The following is a 16,601-nucleotide window of genomic DNA, read 5'->3' on the forward strand; positions in this document are numbered from 1 at the left end:
CAGGCGCGCTACTTCTCCTCCGTGGACGAGCTGCCCCGCAGCCGCGCCCTGCACCCGCTGGAGTGGGTCCGGGTGGAAGTCCATGGGCCGCGGCCTCGCACGCACCTGATGACGGCCATGGAGCTGGCCCTGCTCGCCTCCTCGCCGGACACCTCGCTCATCTGGCCGGCGGTGAGCCGCGTCAGCGAGTTGCACATGGTGTACGGCGCCGTGTCCGCCCTGACGACGGCACCGCTGTGGACAGGCGTGCCAGCCTCCGCCGCGCAGGGCGGCACGCTGGCGGGGGCGCGCACCGCGGCGGTGCGCCTGTTCGTGGGCCGCATGTCGCTGGTGGCGGTACTGGCTGGAGTGGACACGTACCGGGACGAGCTGTCGCGGACGCCCGAGGGACGGGCCTTCCTCGCGGTGCACGGCCTGGCCATGGTGGCGCTGGCCGGCAGGGACATCCACAAGCTGGCCACCTCGGGCATCGGACGCGAGCTGGTGAACCGGGGCCGGCTGGCGTTGAGCGCGGCGGGGGCCCGGGCCTCGTCCGGACTGCGTGAGTCGGTGGAGTCCGTCCAGGCCCTGGTGAAGACGCTGGAGCGGATGCTCGCCGAGGGCAAGGCCGTTGCGACACCGGACGGACTGCGGTTGTCCCTTCCTGGCGGCGCCGAGGCCTTCAAGCAGGCCTTCTTCGCCACCCGCGGGGAGATGGCCGCCGCACGGGCCCTCGGCGGCATTCGCGGCGCGGGGCTCGCAGCCGGGGAGGCCGAGAAGACGCTGGGAGCGTTGAAGCTGCTGGCAGCGGAGAGCCAGGAGATGGCGCTCGCCTACAACGCCGTGGCGAGGCGCGCGGCGGCACTCCCGGCGAACAGGGCCCAAGCGTACCTCGCCGCCGTGGATGAACTGCGCGCCTCCGCCCGCCCCAACGTGAAGCCGGCGCTGGCACAACTGCTTCATCGCTCAGGAGCACCGAGCCAGGCGGACCCGCTCGCCTTCCTGAAGGAGGCCAAGTGGCTCGTCAGCCACCCGGAACTGGAAGCCGAGGCAGTGGCCGAGCTGGCGAGAAAAGCCAGCGGGAGCAGCGTGGACCTGGGCTGGCTGCGCTCCACGGGGCTGACCCTGGAGGATCTCAACTTCATGGCCAGGAGCGAGAAGACGGCTTGGAGACTCTTCCGACGCGCAGCAGCGGAACCGGGGGACTTGACAACGCAACTTCGGGCGCGCGAGCAACTCCGCGGCATCGCGGCTGAGTTGCTGACAGAGCGCAATGCGCGCAAGCTCTTCCCGGGCTTCCGGTTGACCGGGCGACAGGTAAAAATGAAGGACGGGCACATCATTGACAACGAATTGACAGCCCTGATGGGGCCAAAGCTTCAACACGGGGTGGAAGTGAAGGGGTGGAACGAAACCCGGTGGCGCAAGGCACTTGATACCTGGTTGGCCAGAGAGGGCGGCGCCACGCTCAACGAACAACAGGAGGCGCTCGTACGGCAACTCCAACGCCTGCTCGACCAACTCGCGGACGCGGCGCAGGCACCTCGCGGGAAACCGTTTCTGGTCAGCACGGACAAGCTGAGTGGACCGACTCGGGACAAACTGGAGAGATTCCTGCGAATGAAGGCTCGAGGAACTCAGGTCATCGAGGTGGAGGAAGCTCTGATATTAGAGAAGACGAAACAGTTGCGCTCGGCGCTGGGTCTGCCGGAGAATCTGTCTGGAGGTGCGCCATGAGCCGGTGGCCTCTTTGGGGAGTCCTGACTCCGGGCGAGCCCGCACAGTTGGAGAGCCGTGCCCGATCCATCGTGATGACGGATTTGGAACAAGAACTCGGGAAAGAGCAGCCCTTCGAGGTCATCCCGGGCAGTGGCCGTTACCATGCCATCGTGGGTATGGACCTCAGCGAAATCGGCGCCGAGATGCAACTTGCCGAGGCCCTGTCGCTCGAATGTAGCGAGACCGTGTACTCAATTGAGCGCGCCAACGACCCGTGGACCGTCATGTCGTGGCGAAACGGTGCGTTAGAGGTTCTGGAGGACAGGGACCCGGACTCTCTGGCGAAGTCCCTCGGGTGTCCGCTACCAGAACGCGAGAAGACTTCGGACTCACCCGGGAGGAAGCCGCTGCGGACGGCCGCGTTGATAGAAGGAGTCCGGGCGGAGGAGGCGCACCGCGTTCTGGAGGAGGCCGACGACCCATTTCCTCCCGGACACTACCGGCTTGAGGACACGCCGCGAGGGCTCCTCATTTCCAGCAGCACCGGCAATATAGGGTTCGCCGACATCACCATCTCGGAACGGATTCCCCACGCGACCGTTTACGCGGTGATGGCCTCACCGGACCTGGACGAGTTTTTTGTTACCGTGAGACGAGGGGGTGAGGGCGTCGAAGAGTTCGCCCAGCCGCCAGATGAGTTTCCGCGTCTGCGAGTCATCAGCGACATCAAGGGCGAACATTCGCCCGAGCGGATTCTCGCGGCGCTGGGCATCCCCGCGGAGTGGTTCCGGAATGAATGACAGTTCAAACATTCACTTCCCTCACCCAGTCCTTCCGCGAGGCCCCGCGTCACCTCGCCCCGGCTGCTCCTCATCCCGCACTCGTTGACGTCAACGAGCGATGTATCCCAATGTGTGATGCTCATTGACGTCAACGAGTGGGTCCGGGGCCCGGCCTCAGTAACGCTGGCGCTTCGGTGGATGATCGATCCGGATCTGCGGTTGCGCGTTGGGATCCACCTGAGGCACGTCGGGCAGGGGCTCTCCCTCGGGTGGCATGATGGCGGTCTCGAAGCGGGGCCAGCTGATGATGACGCTGCCCTCGCCGCGGTCCACCTGATCCAACGGCGCATCGGTCATGGGGAATCCATCATACGTGGGAATCCCATACACATCCTCCCACGAACTGACGGCGGCTCCGCAGATGGGCAACCAGGTGCCGTCAGGGCGTTGGATGCGATTGAACCGGATATAGACACGCATCGGCGTGACCTTCGCCTCGCCCTCCAGGTTGAATCTCGGGCCATCATGGAACGGCTTCATGAAGGCCGTGACGGGCCCTGGCTTGACGTTGAGGGGTCCAGCCGCCTCGCGAGGCCGGGCCGATGAGGCCGGGGTGCCTGACGTCATGAAGGTGGCATAGAGGTATTCTGGCTTGAAACCCAGCTCGCGCGGGGTGGCCCGGGCCTCGGGTGGGCACCGCTCGAGGAAACCGGCCGAGTACGGACGCACGTCGGCGGTGGTGAGGGCACATCCGGCGAGCTGCACGAGCGTTGCCCCCCATGCGGCGCGCAGCGTGGCGCACCAGCGCGGCGAGGCCTCGGGCAAGGGAGGGGTGGCGGAAGGTTCCTGGCTGCGTTGGGAAGACGGCACGGGCGGTGCTCCTTGCTCGGAGAGCGCCGGCGGGGCCGGCGCGGTGGGCTCCACGTGAGGGTGCGAGTGAAGCAGCCCCCACCCTAGTCCGAGCAGTCCCAGCACGAAGGCCCACTCCACGAGAACCACCGGCCAGCGCCTCGCATGGCCCGCGCCCGCGGAGTCCCCGGACAATTCAGCGGGGCCCGGCTCCGGTTGCGGGTCCGCCGCGGCCGGAGTGCTCCCCTGCTCGGAGAGCGGCACCGACGGCACCCGCCAGGACTCCAGATGCCCCTCCTCCGCCCGCAGCCGCTCCAGTTCCTCGCGCACGGCCCGGGCACTGGCGGGGCGCTGCTCGGGCTCCTTGGCCAGCAGCCGCATGGCGAGCGCGGAGAGGGACGCGGGAACCTCGGGAGCGTGCCGCCGGGGTTCGGCGGGCGAGACGGTGAGGATGGCCGCCAGCAACTGCTCCAGCGGCAGCGCCGGGTCGAAGGGGCGCAGCCCCGTGAGCGCCTCGTAGACGAGGATGCCGATGGCGTACAGGTCCGCCTCGGGCCGGGCCTCGAAACGCGCGCCCTTCTCAAGCACCTCCTTCCCCAACAGGAAGCGGATGGCCTCGGGGGGCTGGCAGTAGAGCGTGCCCGGCGCCAGCCCCTCCGTCAGCGGGCGCGCGCACGGCAGGTGGACGGCCCCCAGGTCGATGAGGAAGGGCCAGTCATCTCCCTCACGCACCAGGATGTTGTCCGCCTTGAGGTCACGGTGGCACACGCCGCGCCCGTGCATCACCTCCAGGGCGCGCAGGATTTCGATCAGCACGCCCACCCATTGGTGGGTCGTGGCCCGCCGCTTCCAGCGCCAGTCATGGAAGGTGACACCGGGAACATGGTCCGTGACGAAGAAGGAGTAACCCGTCCGGGGGTCCGGCCATCTCCCCAGCTCATGGACGGGCAGCAGGTTGGGGTGCGAGAGGTGCTCCAGAGAGACCGCTTCCCGGCGCATCCAGCCGTCCACGCTGTCCTCGTCCGCGTCCGAGGCCGGCTGCAACGCCACCTTCATGACGTAGGGATTGCCCTCGTGCTCCACCAGGAAGAGGAGGGAGAAGCCACCAGCGCCCAGGCGGCGCACCACGAGGTACTCCCGCACGCTGTGTCCCGGACGCAGCTGGTTGGGATGCAGGGGCTTGTTCATGGCAGTGCGAGAACCGTTTCCGGCAGAGGCGAGCCCTCCACCCCCAGCAACAGGTGCGTGGTGCCTCCGGGAGGGGTGGCCACCACGGTGTGCCGCGAAACGGCTTCCCCCGAAGACGGCGGAACATGGAGCAGGGGCAACACCAGCGTGGAGCCCTCCCCCCGTGACGCCCGGAGCTGGAGCCGCGCCCAGTCCCGGGGAGATGGACTGCCATCCCAGCCAGGCCGCGAGGACAGCGTGATGAAGACGTGCGGGCCCATGCGGAGGACGGATTCCACCTCCACGTAAATCTCAGCCCGCAGGCACACCCACTTCCCTGGCTGGGCCAGCCCGACCCGGGCCCCCGGGGACGCCTGGAGGAGGCGGGCCACGTCGACCACGCCCTCCTGGCCAGCGACGGGCGCCTGGAGCCGGACGAGCCGCACCTCCCCATCCACCTCGCCGCGGCGGGTGACGAGCGCGAGCTGGAGGGAATCGCCCGGCGGCAGCGGCACGGTGAGCACCAGGCGCTCGCCCTCCGGGAGGTCCGAGGAAGGCAGGAGGATGAAGGAGCTCCCATCCACCGGGACGAGCCGGACACGCCCGTGCTCGTCCTGGAGCACCGGGCCCCCGGGGCCGAGCGGGACGTCGGTGGTGATGACGGTGGCGCTGCCCCCCGCCACGGACAGCTCGGGGAGCGCCCCGCCCACACCCGGGGCGACGTGAAGGGTGCGTCCGCGGGACACGCGCTCCACGGGCCGCTCCCGGGCGGCGGCTGGCAAGGACGAGAAGAGGAGCGGCACGAGCAGAGCCACCCAGGAGACGGAGCGCACGCGGACCCTTCGCCGTGAGGAAGGCCACGCTAACCGCGGCGGCGCCGGGCGGGCAAGCTCCAGTCCACTTCGGCGGTCATGTCCTTGAGCGTGACTTCCGGAATCTCCTGCGGTATGTACGGCCCAACCCAGGAGATACGATGAAACACCCTACCCTACGAACCTTGTTCCAGCTGTCCCTGCTGCTCCTCCCCCTGGCCGCCGGAGTGGCCTCGGCCGGGAGCAGTTGGCTGCCCGAGGGCTGGCAGCCCGAGGACCGCGAGCTCCGGCTCTACGAGCGGCCTTCCGCCTCCGAGCGCGAGGTGCGGGTGACGCGCAGGTTCCTCTCGGTGGTGGAGCTGATGGATGGGCAGGTCGATCTGGAGCGGACCACGCTGGAGGGGGCCGGAGAGCGCATCCGGCTGAAGCAACAGGACGGCAACCTGCTGCTGGTGGATGCGGTGGGGGACCTGAAGCCGGGCGAGCGCCTCCCGCTCTCGGTGGCCTACCGGGACGGCCAGCGGCTCGAGCTGACGCTGGTGCGGGGCGAGCTGCGGACGGATCTCCGCGTGCGGGTGTACCAGCGGCCTCCGCCCACGAAGGAGGAGCAGGAAACGGCACTGGTGGAGGGCCTGGCGAGCCTGGCCGTGGAGTACGAGCAGCACGAGCTGCTGAAGGGGCGGATGACGTGCTCGCCCGAGGAGGTCGAGGCGCCCCGCGTGGGCGGCAGCGGCATCCAGGAGTCGCGCTTCCGCTGCGAGCCCGTGCCGCACGAGTGCGGGTTCAAGCTGCCCTCGTGGCTGCACCGGCGGGAGTCGGCGGGCCGCCTCACCATCAATGGCCAGGAGGGAGGTGGAGGCAAGGTGGGCATGATGGGCAACAGCATCAGCTACTGGATGCCGCATCAGACGGTCGTGGTGCTCTCCGTCTTCAACATGGATCCCAAGCGGCGCTGGAGGCCGGGCGAGTACGCGCTGAGGCGGGAGGCCACCGGAGAGACGGTGCGCCTGCGCGCCATGAAGTCGGAGGTGCCCGAGGAGGGCGTGGAATTCGGTGAGGTGGGGTTGATGAGCTTCGTCATCGACACGCCCCGCTCCGGCACCGAGCGCTTCGCCCTGGAGGTGCTCGAGAAGGACGGCGGCCCGCGCAGGGTTCGCGTGGAGGGGATGACGTTCGAGGATCCCACGAAGGCACCTCCCGCCCGGTAGCACGGCCGCGCCCGGTGCGGGACCGGGCGCGGGTACCCCCTCACGGCTCAGCGCCCCTTCGCGCTCTCGCGCTGCTCGATCTGGACGATCTCGTCCACCACCTGCGGCTCGGCCAGCGTGGTGGTGTCACCCAGGCTGTCCATCTGGCCCTCGGCCACCTTGCGCAGAATCCGGCGCATGATCTTCCCCGAGCGCGTCTTCGGCAGGCCACTCACCACGCGGATGCGGTCCGGCGTGGCCAGCGGCCCGATGATGCGGCGCACCTGCTCCTTCAGCGCGCCCACCAGCTGCTCGGAGCTCAGGTCGCCCGGCTTCACCGTCACGTACGCGCAGATGCCCGTGCCCTTGATGTCGTGCGGGAAGCCCACCACCGCGGCCTCGGCCACCGCGTCGTGTGCCACCAGCGCGCTCTCGATCTCCGCCGTGCCCAACCGGTGGCCCGACACGTTCAGCACGTCATCCACGCGGCCCGTAATCCAGTAGTACCCGTCCTCGTCGCGGCGGCACCCGTCCCCCGTGAAGTACAGGCCCGGGTAGGTGGAGAAGTACGTCTCGCGGAAGCGCCGGTGGTCTCCCCAGATGGAGCGCGCCTGGCCCGGCCACGGACGCTTCAGGCACAGGTTGCCCGACACGCCATTGCCCTCGATGATGGCGCCCTTCTCGTCCACCAGCACCGGTTCGATCCCGAAGAACGGCAGGGTGGCGCTGCCGGGCTTCGCCGGCGTGGCCCCCGGGAGCGGGGTAATCAGGATGCCGCCCGTCTCCGTCTGCCACCACGTGTCCACCACGTCGCAGCGGCCCTCGCCCGGCACGTCGTGGTACCAGCGCCACACCTCGGGGTTGATGGGCTCGCCCACGCTGCCCAGAATCCGCAGGCTCTTGCGCGACGTCTTCTTCACCCACTCATCGCCCTCGCGGATGAGCGAGCGCAGCGCCGTGGGCGACGTGTAGAGGATGGTCGCCTTCAGGTCATCCACCACCTGCCACATGCGGCTGGCGTCCGGGTACATCGGCGTGGACTCGAAGATGACCGTCGTCACGCCGTTCACCAGCGGGCCATAAATCAGGTAGCTGTGGCCGGTGATCCACCCCACGTCCGCGGTGCAGAAGTAGACGTCGTCCGGGCGGATGTCGAAGACGTACTCGTGCGTCATCGACGCGTAGATGATGTAGCCGGCGGTGGTGTGCATCACGCCCTTGGGCTTGCCGGTGCTGCCCGAGGTGTAGAGGATGAAGAGCGGATCCTCGCTGGACATCCACTCCACCGGACAGGTGGAGCGGTGCTTCTGCATCTCGTCCTCGAGCACCAGGTCACGGCCCTGCTTCATGGGCACGGCCTTGTTCGTGCGGCGGCTGACGAGCACCGTCTCCACCTGGGTGAGGCCCTCGAGCGCCTGGTCCACGATGGACTTGAGCGCCACGGCCTTGGGACCGCGCGGCGCCTCGTTGGCGGTGACGACGATGCGAGCCCCCGAGTCGAGGATGCGGTCGCGCAGGGACTCGGCCGAGAAGCCGGCGAACACCACCGAGTGCACCGCGCCGATGCGCGCGCACGCCAGCATGGTGTAGGCCACCATGGGCGTCATGGGCATGTAGATGCAGACGCGGTCGCCCTTGCGCACCCCATGGGCCTTGAGCACGTTGGCCACGCGCGCCACCTGGTGCTTGAGCTCGCGGTACGTCACGTGCTGGTACTGCCCCGGCTCGTTGGCGGCCCAGATGATGGCCGTCTTGTCCGGCTGCGTGTGCATGTGCCGGTCCACCGCGTTGTGGCAGACGTTGAGCTTGCCCCCGCCGTACCAGGAGAAGTCCACCTCCTCCATGTCCACGTCCAGCACGTTGGAGGGCGGGTGGAACCATTCAATCCGCCTGGCCTGCTCGCCCCAGAAGCCCGCGGGGTCCTCCAGGCTCTGCCGGTAGAGTCGGCGGTACTCCTCGAGGCTCTTCACGCGGGCGCGCGCGGTGATGGGCTCCTTGGGCGCAACAAGCATGGTCTCTCCCAGGGGATGGAATGGGTGCTGGTCCTGTGCCTACAACGCAAGCGCCATGCCCTGCTCGGAATTCGCGTCCTTCCGATAGGTTGCGAACTGGACGCACTGCGTCGAGACGTCACGCGTGGAAACGAGCGTTACCTTCCGTAACGTGCCCGCGACGCCCCGGGCCACCCCCCGCTGATTTGAGGGGGTTGGCGGGAGCGGGATAGCGTGGGGGCCGGCTCCACTCCGACATGCCCCCCCCCAAGAATCTCCATGCCTTCGTGGTCCTCGGAGGGCTTCCCTTCGCCCTCGCCCTCGGAGGACTGCTGTACTTCGTCACCGGCCATCCGAATGACGCGGCGGGCTGGGCCGTGCTGCTGCTGGGCACCCCGCCCCTGCTGTGGGTGACGCGGTACGTCTACTGGTTCCTGGGCGAGTCCCGGCCCGACCAGGAGCGCACCCGCTTCCTCTCCCTGCTCGCCGAGGGAGACCTCACCCACCCCACCCACGCGCGCATGGGGGACCAGCGAGAGGTGCGCCGGCTGCTCATCTCCCTGCGCCGGGCGCTCAGCCAGGTGCAGCGGATGACGGGCAACGTGCGCCGCACCTGCCAGGGCGTGTCCGAGGAGGTGCGGGCCCTGCTGGAGGCCGCGCGCCGCCAGGGGAGCGCGGTGGAGCGCTCCCGCGAGTCGACGGCCAGCATGGGCCAGAGCCTCCAGGCCGCGGGCAAGCGGGTGGCGCAGCTGGAGACCTTCACGCGCGAGACGAAGGGCTCGCTGATGGAGATGACGGAGCGGCTCGGGCAGGTGGCCGAGGCCCTGCTCGCGCTGGACGAGTTCTCGCACCGCACCACGCAGCAGGTGCAGGCCATGAGCGAGCGGCTGCACCACATCGCCTCCTCGGGTGACGAGCTGGCGCGCTTCGCCAGCGAGGCGGAGGCCTTCGTCCAGGTGGTGCACACCGGCATCGACGCCGTGCGCCACCGGGCCTCGGAGACCAACCAGCTGGCCCACGCGGTGACGGCCACCGCCGAGCGCGGCGCGGTGCTCGTCAACGACTGCGTCCAGGGCATGTACCGGGTGGAGGAGACGGTCCGCAAGGCCGCCGAGCTGGTGGACTCGCTCGGTGTCCGCTCCACGCAGATCGGCCGCATCGTGGACGTCATCCAGGAGATCGCGGACCAGACGAACCTGCTGGCGCTCAACGCCGCCATCATCGCCGCGCAGGCCGGTGAGCAGGGCCGGCCCTTCGGCGTGGTGGCCGATGAGATCCGCAGCCTGGCCGAGCGCACCGCGCGCTCCACGCGGGAGATCGCCACCATGGTGGGCGGCATCCGCCGGGAGGTGGACACGACGGTGTCCCTGGTGAAGGAGGGCCGCGAGCAGGCCAGCACGGGCGTGCAGTTGGGAGACCGGGCGGCCGAGGCGCTGATGGAGATCCGCACCATCACCCAGCGCACCTTCTCGGCGGTGGAGGCGACGCTGGCCGAGACGAAGCGGCTGGAGATCCAGGGCTCCACGGTGGTGGACGCCAGCCACCGGGTGGCGCGGCGCGTGGACGACGTGACGCGGGCGGCCATGGAGCAGGCGGGGCACGGACGAGAGCTGGTGCACCAGACGCAGCAGATGGCGAAGCTGGCGCAGGAGGCCTCGCAGAAGGCGGAGGGCCAGGCACGCACGGGCCGGGACTTGTCCGGCGCGGTGGTGCGGTTGAGCACGGCCATCGAGGAGATCCGCGCGGCGCACGGCGTGCTGATGCGCGGGGACGCGGCCATCGGCGAGGAGGTGGCGCGGGTGCGGGAGGACGCGCTGCAGGTCATCCGCATCGGCGACGGACTGAGCCGCACGGTGGAGCAGCTGGCGCACGAGGCGGCCAGCCTGGATGGCGAGGTGTTCCGCTTCCGGCTTCCGGAGCCGAAGACGGGCGGCACGGTGCGCGCGGGCATCCACCAGACGGCCTTCGTCCGGGCCCTGGGCGGGTTGGATCCGCTCTTCGCCGTGGACAACCAGCTGCTGGAGATGAGCTGCTGCGTCTTCGCCAACCTGCTGCGGCTGGACGACGGCGTGCTGGTGCCGGACCTGGCCGAGCGCTGGGAGGCGGATCCCTCGGCGCGCCGCTACCGCTTCCACCTGCGCCAGGGCGTCACCTTCCACGATGGGATGCCGCTGACGGCGCGGGACGTGAAACGCCACTTCGAGCGGCTGTTGGACCCGGCGGTGAAGTCGCCGGACCGCACCCTGCTGGAGGACGTGGAGGGCGCCCGGGCCTTCGCCTCGGGCCAGGCGCGCGAGGTGACGGGCATCGAGGTGCTGGATGAGCAGACGCTGGAGATCCGCCTGGAGGAGCCCAAGGCCTTCTTCCTGCAGTTGATGGCGCTGCCGCGCACGGCGGTGGGCCGGGTGAGCCCGAGTGGACAGGTGCTCGGCACGGGCCCCTACCGGCAGGTGGAGTTCGGGCAGGAGCTCATCGTGCTCGAGCGCAACCCCACCTACTGGCGCCAGGGACAGCCGCTGTTGGATCGGCTCGAGTTCCACCTGGTGGACTCGCGCGAGCAGGCCGTGCTGGCCCTGCAGGAGGGCAAGGTGGACCTCGTCTCGCACCTGTTCTCCATGCACGTGGGCTCGCTGGAGGTGGACGGGCAGCAGGTGGTCACCAGCACCACGCCGTCCACGTCGTTCCTCGGCTTCAACCTGCGCGAGGCGCCGTACAACGACGTGCGGGTGCGCAAGGCGCTCCGGGCGGGAATGGACTTCCAGGGGCTGGTGGATCGCTTCCACAAGGGCGCGCGCATCGCCCGCACGGTGACGCCGCCGGAGCTGCTGGATGACGAGGGCCGCCTGCCCGAGCCCCGGCTGGACATCCCCCTGGCGGAGCGGCTGCTGCGCGAGGCCGGTATCCGGGTGTTGCAGCTCACGCTCTACTTCGCGAAGGGACGGGACACGACGGCCGAGGACGCCGTGCTCTTCCGGCCGCTGCTCGAGGCGGGGCTGCTGGAGCTCAAGCACGTGGAGCTGCGCGCGGAGGAGTTCGCGGAGCGGCGGCGCGAGGGACGGCTGCCGGCCTTCCGGGTGGGGTGGATCGCCGACTACCCGGACCCGGACAACTTCCTCCACTTCCACCTCAATTCGAAGGCGCAGACCGTCTACTCGATGGGCTACCGCAACGTGGAGTTCGACAGGCTGACGACGGAAGCGCGCATCACCGTGGACCCGGAGCAGCGCAAGCAGCTGTACCGGCTCGCGGAGAAGATCGCCCACGACGAGTGCCCCGTCATCCCCATCTTCCACCACCGTGTGTACGCGGCGGCGAGCGGGCTGGTGCAGGGGCTGCGGCTGCACCAGACGCCTCCGCAGGTGCGCTTCGAGGACCTGTGGCTGGAGAAGCAGGAGCAGCGGCTGGAGCGGAGGAGCTGAGGCTCAGGGGCTCGCGCGCCGCGAGCCGGAGACGCCGGACGCCTGGGACCACCCGCGCGTCTCCGCCGTGATGAACGGCTCGAGATTGAACGCCTCCAGCCGCCAGGTGCCCTCCCGCTCGAGCACGACGTAGACGGAGTGCCCCGCGTAGGTGGCCCCCACCACGCGGGGAGTCCCGGGCAGCGGGCACATCATCAGCCGCTCGCCCGCCGCGAAGACCTGGAGGTGGGCCCGCGTCACGCCCTCGAGCCGCATGCTCGTCACGGTGCTCACCCCACCGCCCTGGACCAGCGCGGCCTCGTGAAGCACCCCGGGAGCCTCGTCCGGGAAGACGGGCACCTCCCAGCGGACCGCGCCGCCTCGCGCGTCGAACGCGCGCAGCAGCACCCCTTCCTCCTCCAGAGCGCAGGCCGTGCCGTCGGTGCGCGGACACGTGCGGGCGAAGGCGTAACCGGTGTCCTCCAGCAGCAGCACGGGCTCGTCGAGCGGCCGGACCGCCGGTGTGCCGGCGTCCCATCGCGCCACGGAAGGCAGGCCCCCATCCACGCCCACGAAGGCGCGCGTCCCCGCGAAGAGCCAGTCCCCCGCCACGGCCAGCGAGGCCCCCGACTCCGGCACCTCCTCGAGCAGCGGGACGGCGCGGAAGCCCGTGCCTCCGTCCTCGGGCTCGGCGCGCACCAGGGGCCCGCCCGCGGCGAAGAGGAATACCTCTCCGCGCGAGTCCAGCGCCACTCGTGATTCTTCCGCGAAGCCCTCCATGGTTCCCTGGCGCAACACGCCGCCATCCGAGGCGAGCACCACGAGCGCCGGGTTCCCACCCGTCCACGACACGAGCGACACCACGTTCCCCTCGGGTCCGAGCGCCACGCGCCCCGCGCCGGTGGAGGGAGCCCCCGCTCCCGGAGGCGCTTCGAGGCTCGCGAGGGGAACGCGCCACTGGGGAGCCCCCGTCGCCGAGGAAGCATAGGACTCGAGCGCCCCCGGCGCGTGCAGCACCACGCCCGCGTCCGAGACGGCGAGCAGCGCGCGCGCCGTGCCCTCCGGATAGGGCGTCTCGAAGCGCAGGAAGCCCTCGCTCGTATAGGACACCAACCGGCAGCCGGCATCGCCGTCACAGACCGACGCGAAGAGGGACTCCCCCTGCGAGAGCAACACCGGCCCGACGGGCGAGAACGAGGGCTCACCACCGAGCTCCTGGGCGAAGGCGGGCATGAGCTCCGTCACGTCCGGACGCACGCACTCGCCGGCAGTGCAGTGGCCCTCTCCCTGGCAGGGCGTTGCGGGCGAGCAGAGGAAGCCCTCGGGGGTGGGGACCTCGCGGCAGGTGCCGGAGAAGCACAGCCGGGCGGTGACACAGTCCACCTTGCCGCAGACGGAGAGGTCGCGGGCATCCACCTCGGTGCACCCCTGCTCGCGGTCGCACAGGCCCACGCGGCAGGGGTTTGCCGGCGAGGGACAGGCCACCGGCGAGGTGATGCACCCCTGCTCCGGCGAGCACGCATCCCGGGTGCACGGGTTGCCATCGTCACACGTGCGCGGCGAGCCCACGCAGGCCCCCGCCTGACAGCGTCCATTCTCCTGACACCGGCTGCCGGGGATGCACGCGGCGCCGTCCGGAGACTCCGACTCCACGCACACGCCCGTCTCCAGCTCGAAGCGGGACTGGCGGCACGGCGCCGAGGGCACGCACGCCAACGGTCGCACGCCCTGCCCTCGCAGGGCCACCTCCACCGTGCGCCCTCCAGAGGATAGAACCAGCGTGCCCTCCGCCGGACCATTGCCCGCCGGGAAGAGCACCTCCAGCGGCACGGAGCTGGCACCCGGGACGGACACCTCGGCCTCGGCCAGGGAGAAGGGACCGCCGCGCACCGCGGCGGAGACGGTGACACTGGAGCGGCCGGTGCCCACCACCGTCACGGGGCGGCGCGCCGTGTCGCCCTCGAGCACCCGGCCGAAGTCGAGCACCCGCGCCTCCACGTCGAAGTCCCCGCGTGTGCCTCCCACGGGCGGCTCGTCACACCGGCAACCGCCAGCGAGCACGAAGGCCACGAGAAGCAGCAACCACGGATGGGAGCGGAGCATGACCGCCACTTGATCGCGGCTCCGCGCGTGCGCTCAACGCCTCCCGAGGACGACGGATGGATGAACGACAGTTGAGGGAGTTGGTGCTCAGCCCCGTTGCGTGGCAACGAACTCCGCGGCGAGGTCGAGGAACTTCATGATCACCTTGACGTGGTCGCCACCGCAGTCGTCGAGAAACTTCTTCACCCAACCTCCACCCTCGGGGAACTCGTGCTTCACGTCCACGAGCCAGTCCACGAACCGGCCCCACTCCTCATCGGTGAAGCCGTTGCGGTAACAGCAGTGCAGATAGCCCGCGATATAGGACCACATGTTCTCGGCGTTCTCGGCCCCGAAAAACAACCACAAGGGCCGCCCCCTCCGGGCCTCCTCCCGGATCCCCATCAACACATCCAACACGAAGACGGGACGGTCACGCTCCGAAGGGGTCGAGCTCCGCGCGCTCATAGGCTGCTCACCACTTCCAAGAGAGGAACACCATCGTGCGCCACCAACCGTTTGAGGTACTCACTCAGAACCATTCCCTCCGGCCCGGTGAAGGCATCATAGACCTTGTCCTTCATCATGACCGCGTAGTGCGTGCCCATGTCGGATACCTGAATGGTGCTCTTCGGGTCCCCTGCTACAGGTCCCACCGCCGAGCTCAGGTGGTCTGCGCCTTCCGCTTCGCCAGGGCGCGCACCAGCGCCGCCACCACGCCCACCACCACCAGCCCGAGGACGGCCCACTGGTAGCGCCACATCAGCTCCTCCAGCCGCTCCAGGTTGCCGCCCACCGCCGCGCCCAGCGCCAACACCAGCCCCGTGTGCGCCATCGCCGACAGCGCCCCGAGTATCAGCGCGTTGCTGCGCGGCATGTGCGCCGCTCCCGCCGCCACGAAAATCAGCCCCCGCACGCCCGGGATGAAACGGTTGGCCAGCAGCAGCCACGGCCCCTTGTGCCGCATCTGCGACTGCACCGCCTCCAGCCGCGCATGGCTGATGCCGAAGAACACATCCCCCGGCTTGCGCTCGAAGCGCCCCACCAGCCACCGTCCCACCTGGTAGTTGATGAGCGCTCCCACCACGCTCCCCACCACCACCACCAGGAACACCAGGGGCCAGGGATGCTCACCCCGGACCGCGTACACCCCGCCCAGCAGCGTGATGGTGTCCCCGGGGAACGGCGGCACCACGTACTCCACCGCCGCCGCCAGCCCGAGCACCAGCAGCCCCAGCAGTCCGATGTGGGAGATGAGGTTGTCGAGGAACTCGACCATGCCCCGGCAACCTAACCAGCGGCCACCGGAGGCGGCAGCACCACGCCGCCGTATTGTGAAGCTTCCAGCGTCCCGCACGCCGCCCCGATGTCCTTGCCTCCCGAATAGCGCCGCGCAATCGGCGCTCCCAGGATCTGCAGGTGGTCCCGGAACGCCTTCAACTCCTCGGCCGAGGGCGGCAGGTACTTGCCCGTTGGATCCGTCACATCAATCAGGTCCACCTTGATGGGGATGCCCTCGAAGGCCGTCTTCAGCGCCTCCGCGTCCTCGCGCCCCAGGTTGAAGCCGCTGATGGCCACGTAGGCGATCATCGCCCGCTCGCGCCGCACCGTGGCGTACTCGCGGATGGCGTCGATCAACTCCGGCAGCGGGTGCGTCTTCTCGATGGGCAGCACCTTCACCCGCTTCTCCGGGATGGCGCTCGTCACCGAGAAGGCCAGCCGGTACGGATGCCCCTCGCGCACGTAGCGCCGGATGGCCTGCACATGGCCCGCCGTGGAGAAGGTGATGGAGGGCCCGGCAATCGCGAAGCCCGCCGGGTGGGAGAGGATCTGCGCCGCGCGCAGCGTCTCCGTGTAGTTGAGCAGCGGCTCCCCCATCCCCATGAACACCACGCCGCGCACCGGCCGGTCCGCCTCGGCGCGGACCTGCATCACCTGGTCCAGAATCTCCCAGGTCTGCAGGTTGCGCTTGAAGCCCAGCTTGCCCGTCATGCAGAAGTCACACGCCAGCGCGCAGCCCACCTGGCTGGAAATGCACACCACGTACTTGTGGTCGAAGATGGGGATGCGCACCGCCTCCACCCGGCCCCCCAGGGGCGAGGCGAAGAGGTACTTCACGAAGCCGTCGTCGGCCTTGCGCCGCTCCACCACCTCCAGGCGCGTCATCTCCGTGTTTTCCCGCAGGAATTCCGCGACGCGCCGCGGTACCTGCGGCGCCTGGCACACCTCCTCGAGCGAGGAGGCCCCATGGGCGAACACGGAGGCGAACACCTTGCGCACCGCGACCGCGGAGGGCTCCACGGGGGCAAGGGCCTGCTGCAGCTCCGGCAACGACAGCGACTTCAGGTTGAGCTTCACGAAGCGCTCTTGATGCGCGCGCGTAGGTATTCGGTGAGCTTGGTGGAGACTTCCTTCGGCATCTGCTGGGCCATCGCACGCTTACACAGCCCCGGCGTGGCCTTGTAGGTCCGCAGGAAATCGACGCATGGCGCGCACCCGGACAGGTGCTCGCGCAGGTGTTGTGACTCCTCGGGCGACATCTCGCCATCGAGGAAGTCCAACAGGAGGTTGATGGCGTCTTTACACGTGTACATCCGGACCTCGGCCGTGGACTGCCTCGTCATTCACGAAGATG

At 69.5% G+C, this 16,601-nt stretch carries 13 protein-coding genes; 4 read left to right on the forward strand and 9 right to left on the reverse strand.

Translation table 11 applies throughout. The features are described 5' to 3' along the window. Positions 1-1,716: hypothetical protein (locus tag VFZ09_RS26535; protein ID WP_329730462.1), on the forward strand; the 1,716-nt coding region annotated here is incomplete at its 5' end. Continuing rightward, entirely contained in the window at positions 1,713-2,498 is a 786-nt protein-coding gene (locus VFZ09_RS26540) for a hypothetical protein (RefSeq protein WP_329730463.1), read from the forward strand. The genes VFZ09_RS26535 and VFZ09_RS26540, both read left to right, overlap by 4 nt. A gap of 156 nt (positions 2,499-2,654) precedes the next feature. On the opposite strand, the gene VFZ09_RS26545 is transcribed toward VFZ09_RS26540, so the two are convergent. Then, entirely contained in the window at positions 2,655-4,517 is a 1,863-nt protein-coding gene (locus VFZ09_RS26545; RefSeq protein WP_329730464.1) for a serine/threonine protein kinase, read from the reverse strand. Then, positions 4,514-5,329, reverse strand: a complete 816-nt coding sequence (locus tag VFZ09_RS26550) for a DUF2381 family protein (RefSeq protein ID WP_329730465.1) — start codon at positions 5,327-5,329, stop codon at positions 4,514-4,516. Before VFZ09_RS26550 ends, VFZ09_RS26545 begins: the two co-directional genes overlap by 4 nt. 140 nt (positions 5,330-5,469) lie before the next feature. Here VFZ09_RS26550 and VFZ09_RS26555 point away from each other — a divergent pair, with 140 nt between their 5' ends. Then, positions 5,470-6,516, forward strand: a complete 1,047-nt coding sequence (locus tag VFZ09_RS26555) for a DUF2381 family protein (RefSeq protein ID WP_329730466.1) — start codon at positions 5,470-5,472, stop codon at positions 6,514-6,516. 47 nt (positions 6,517-6,563) lie between these two features. Here the strand turns inward: VFZ09_RS26555 and acs are convergent, their stop codons facing one another. Continuing rightward, on the reverse strand, positions 6,564-8,507 hold the full coding sequence (gene acs / locus VFZ09_RS26560; protein WP_329730467.1) for an acetate--CoA ligase: 1,944 nt from the start codon (positions 8,505-8,507) through the stop codon (positions 6,564-6,566). Between the two features lie 236 nt (positions 8,508-8,743). On the opposite strand from acs, the gene VFZ09_RS26565 reads away from it, so the two are divergent. Next, entirely contained in the window at positions 8,744-11,905 is a 3,162-nt protein-coding gene (locus VFZ09_RS26565) for an ABC transporter substrate-binding protein (RefSeq protein ID WP_329730468.1), read from the forward strand. 3 nt (positions 11,906-11,908) lie between these two features. Here the strand turns inward: VFZ09_RS26565 and VFZ09_RS26570 are convergent, their stop codons facing one another. From VFZ09_RS26570 to VFZ09_RS26595, 6 genes are all read right to left on the reverse strand, one after another. Beyond that, positions 11,909-13,987 carry a hypothetical protein gene (locus VFZ09_RS26570; RefSeq protein WP_329730469.1) on the reverse strand — a complete coding sequence of 693 codons (2,079 nt, stop codon included), beginning with the start codon at positions 13,985-13,987 and terminating at the stop codon, positions 11,909-11,911. Positions 13,988-14,074: 87 nt separating this feature from the next. Continuing rightward, positions 14,075-14,434 carry a hypothetical protein gene (locus tag VFZ09_RS26575; protein ID WP_329730470.1) on the reverse strand — a complete coding sequence of 120 codons (360 nt, stop codon included), beginning with the start codon at positions 14,432-14,434 and terminating at the stop codon, positions 14,075-14,077. Then, positions 14,431-14,574 carry a hypothetical protein gene (locus VFZ09_RS26580; RefSeq protein ID WP_329730471.1) on the reverse strand — a complete coding sequence of 48 codons (144 nt, stop codon included), beginning with the start codon at positions 14,572-14,574 and terminating at the stop codon, positions 14,431-14,433. Before VFZ09_RS26580 ends, VFZ09_RS26575 begins: the two co-directional genes overlap by 4 nt. A gap of 56 nt (positions 14,575-14,630) precedes the next feature. Further along, positions 14,631-15,245 (reverse strand): DedA family protein, encoded by a 615-nt coding sequence (locus tag VFZ09_RS26585; RefSeq protein WP_329730472.1) that lies wholly within the window; start codon positions 15,243-15,245, stop codon positions 14,631-14,633. A gap of 11 nt (positions 15,246-15,256) precedes the next feature. Then, positions 15,257-16,324, reverse strand: a complete 1,068-nt coding sequence (locus VFZ09_RS26590; RefSeq protein WP_329730473.1) for a radical SAM protein — start codon at positions 16,322-16,324, stop codon at positions 15,257-15,259. After that, positions 16,321-16,560, reverse strand: a complete 240-nt coding sequence (locus tag VFZ09_RS26595) for an anti-sigma factor (RefSeq protein ID WP_329730488.1) — start codon at positions 16,558-16,560, stop codon at positions 16,321-16,323. The genes VFZ09_RS26590 and VFZ09_RS26595 overlap by 4 nt, the downstream gene beginning before the upstream one ends. Positions 16,561-16,601 lie beyond the last annotated feature (41 nt).

The organism is Archangium sp., assembly GCF_036277355.1.
Taxonomy (GTDB): Bacteria; Myxococcota; Myxococcia; order Myxococcales; family Myxococcaceae; genus Archangium.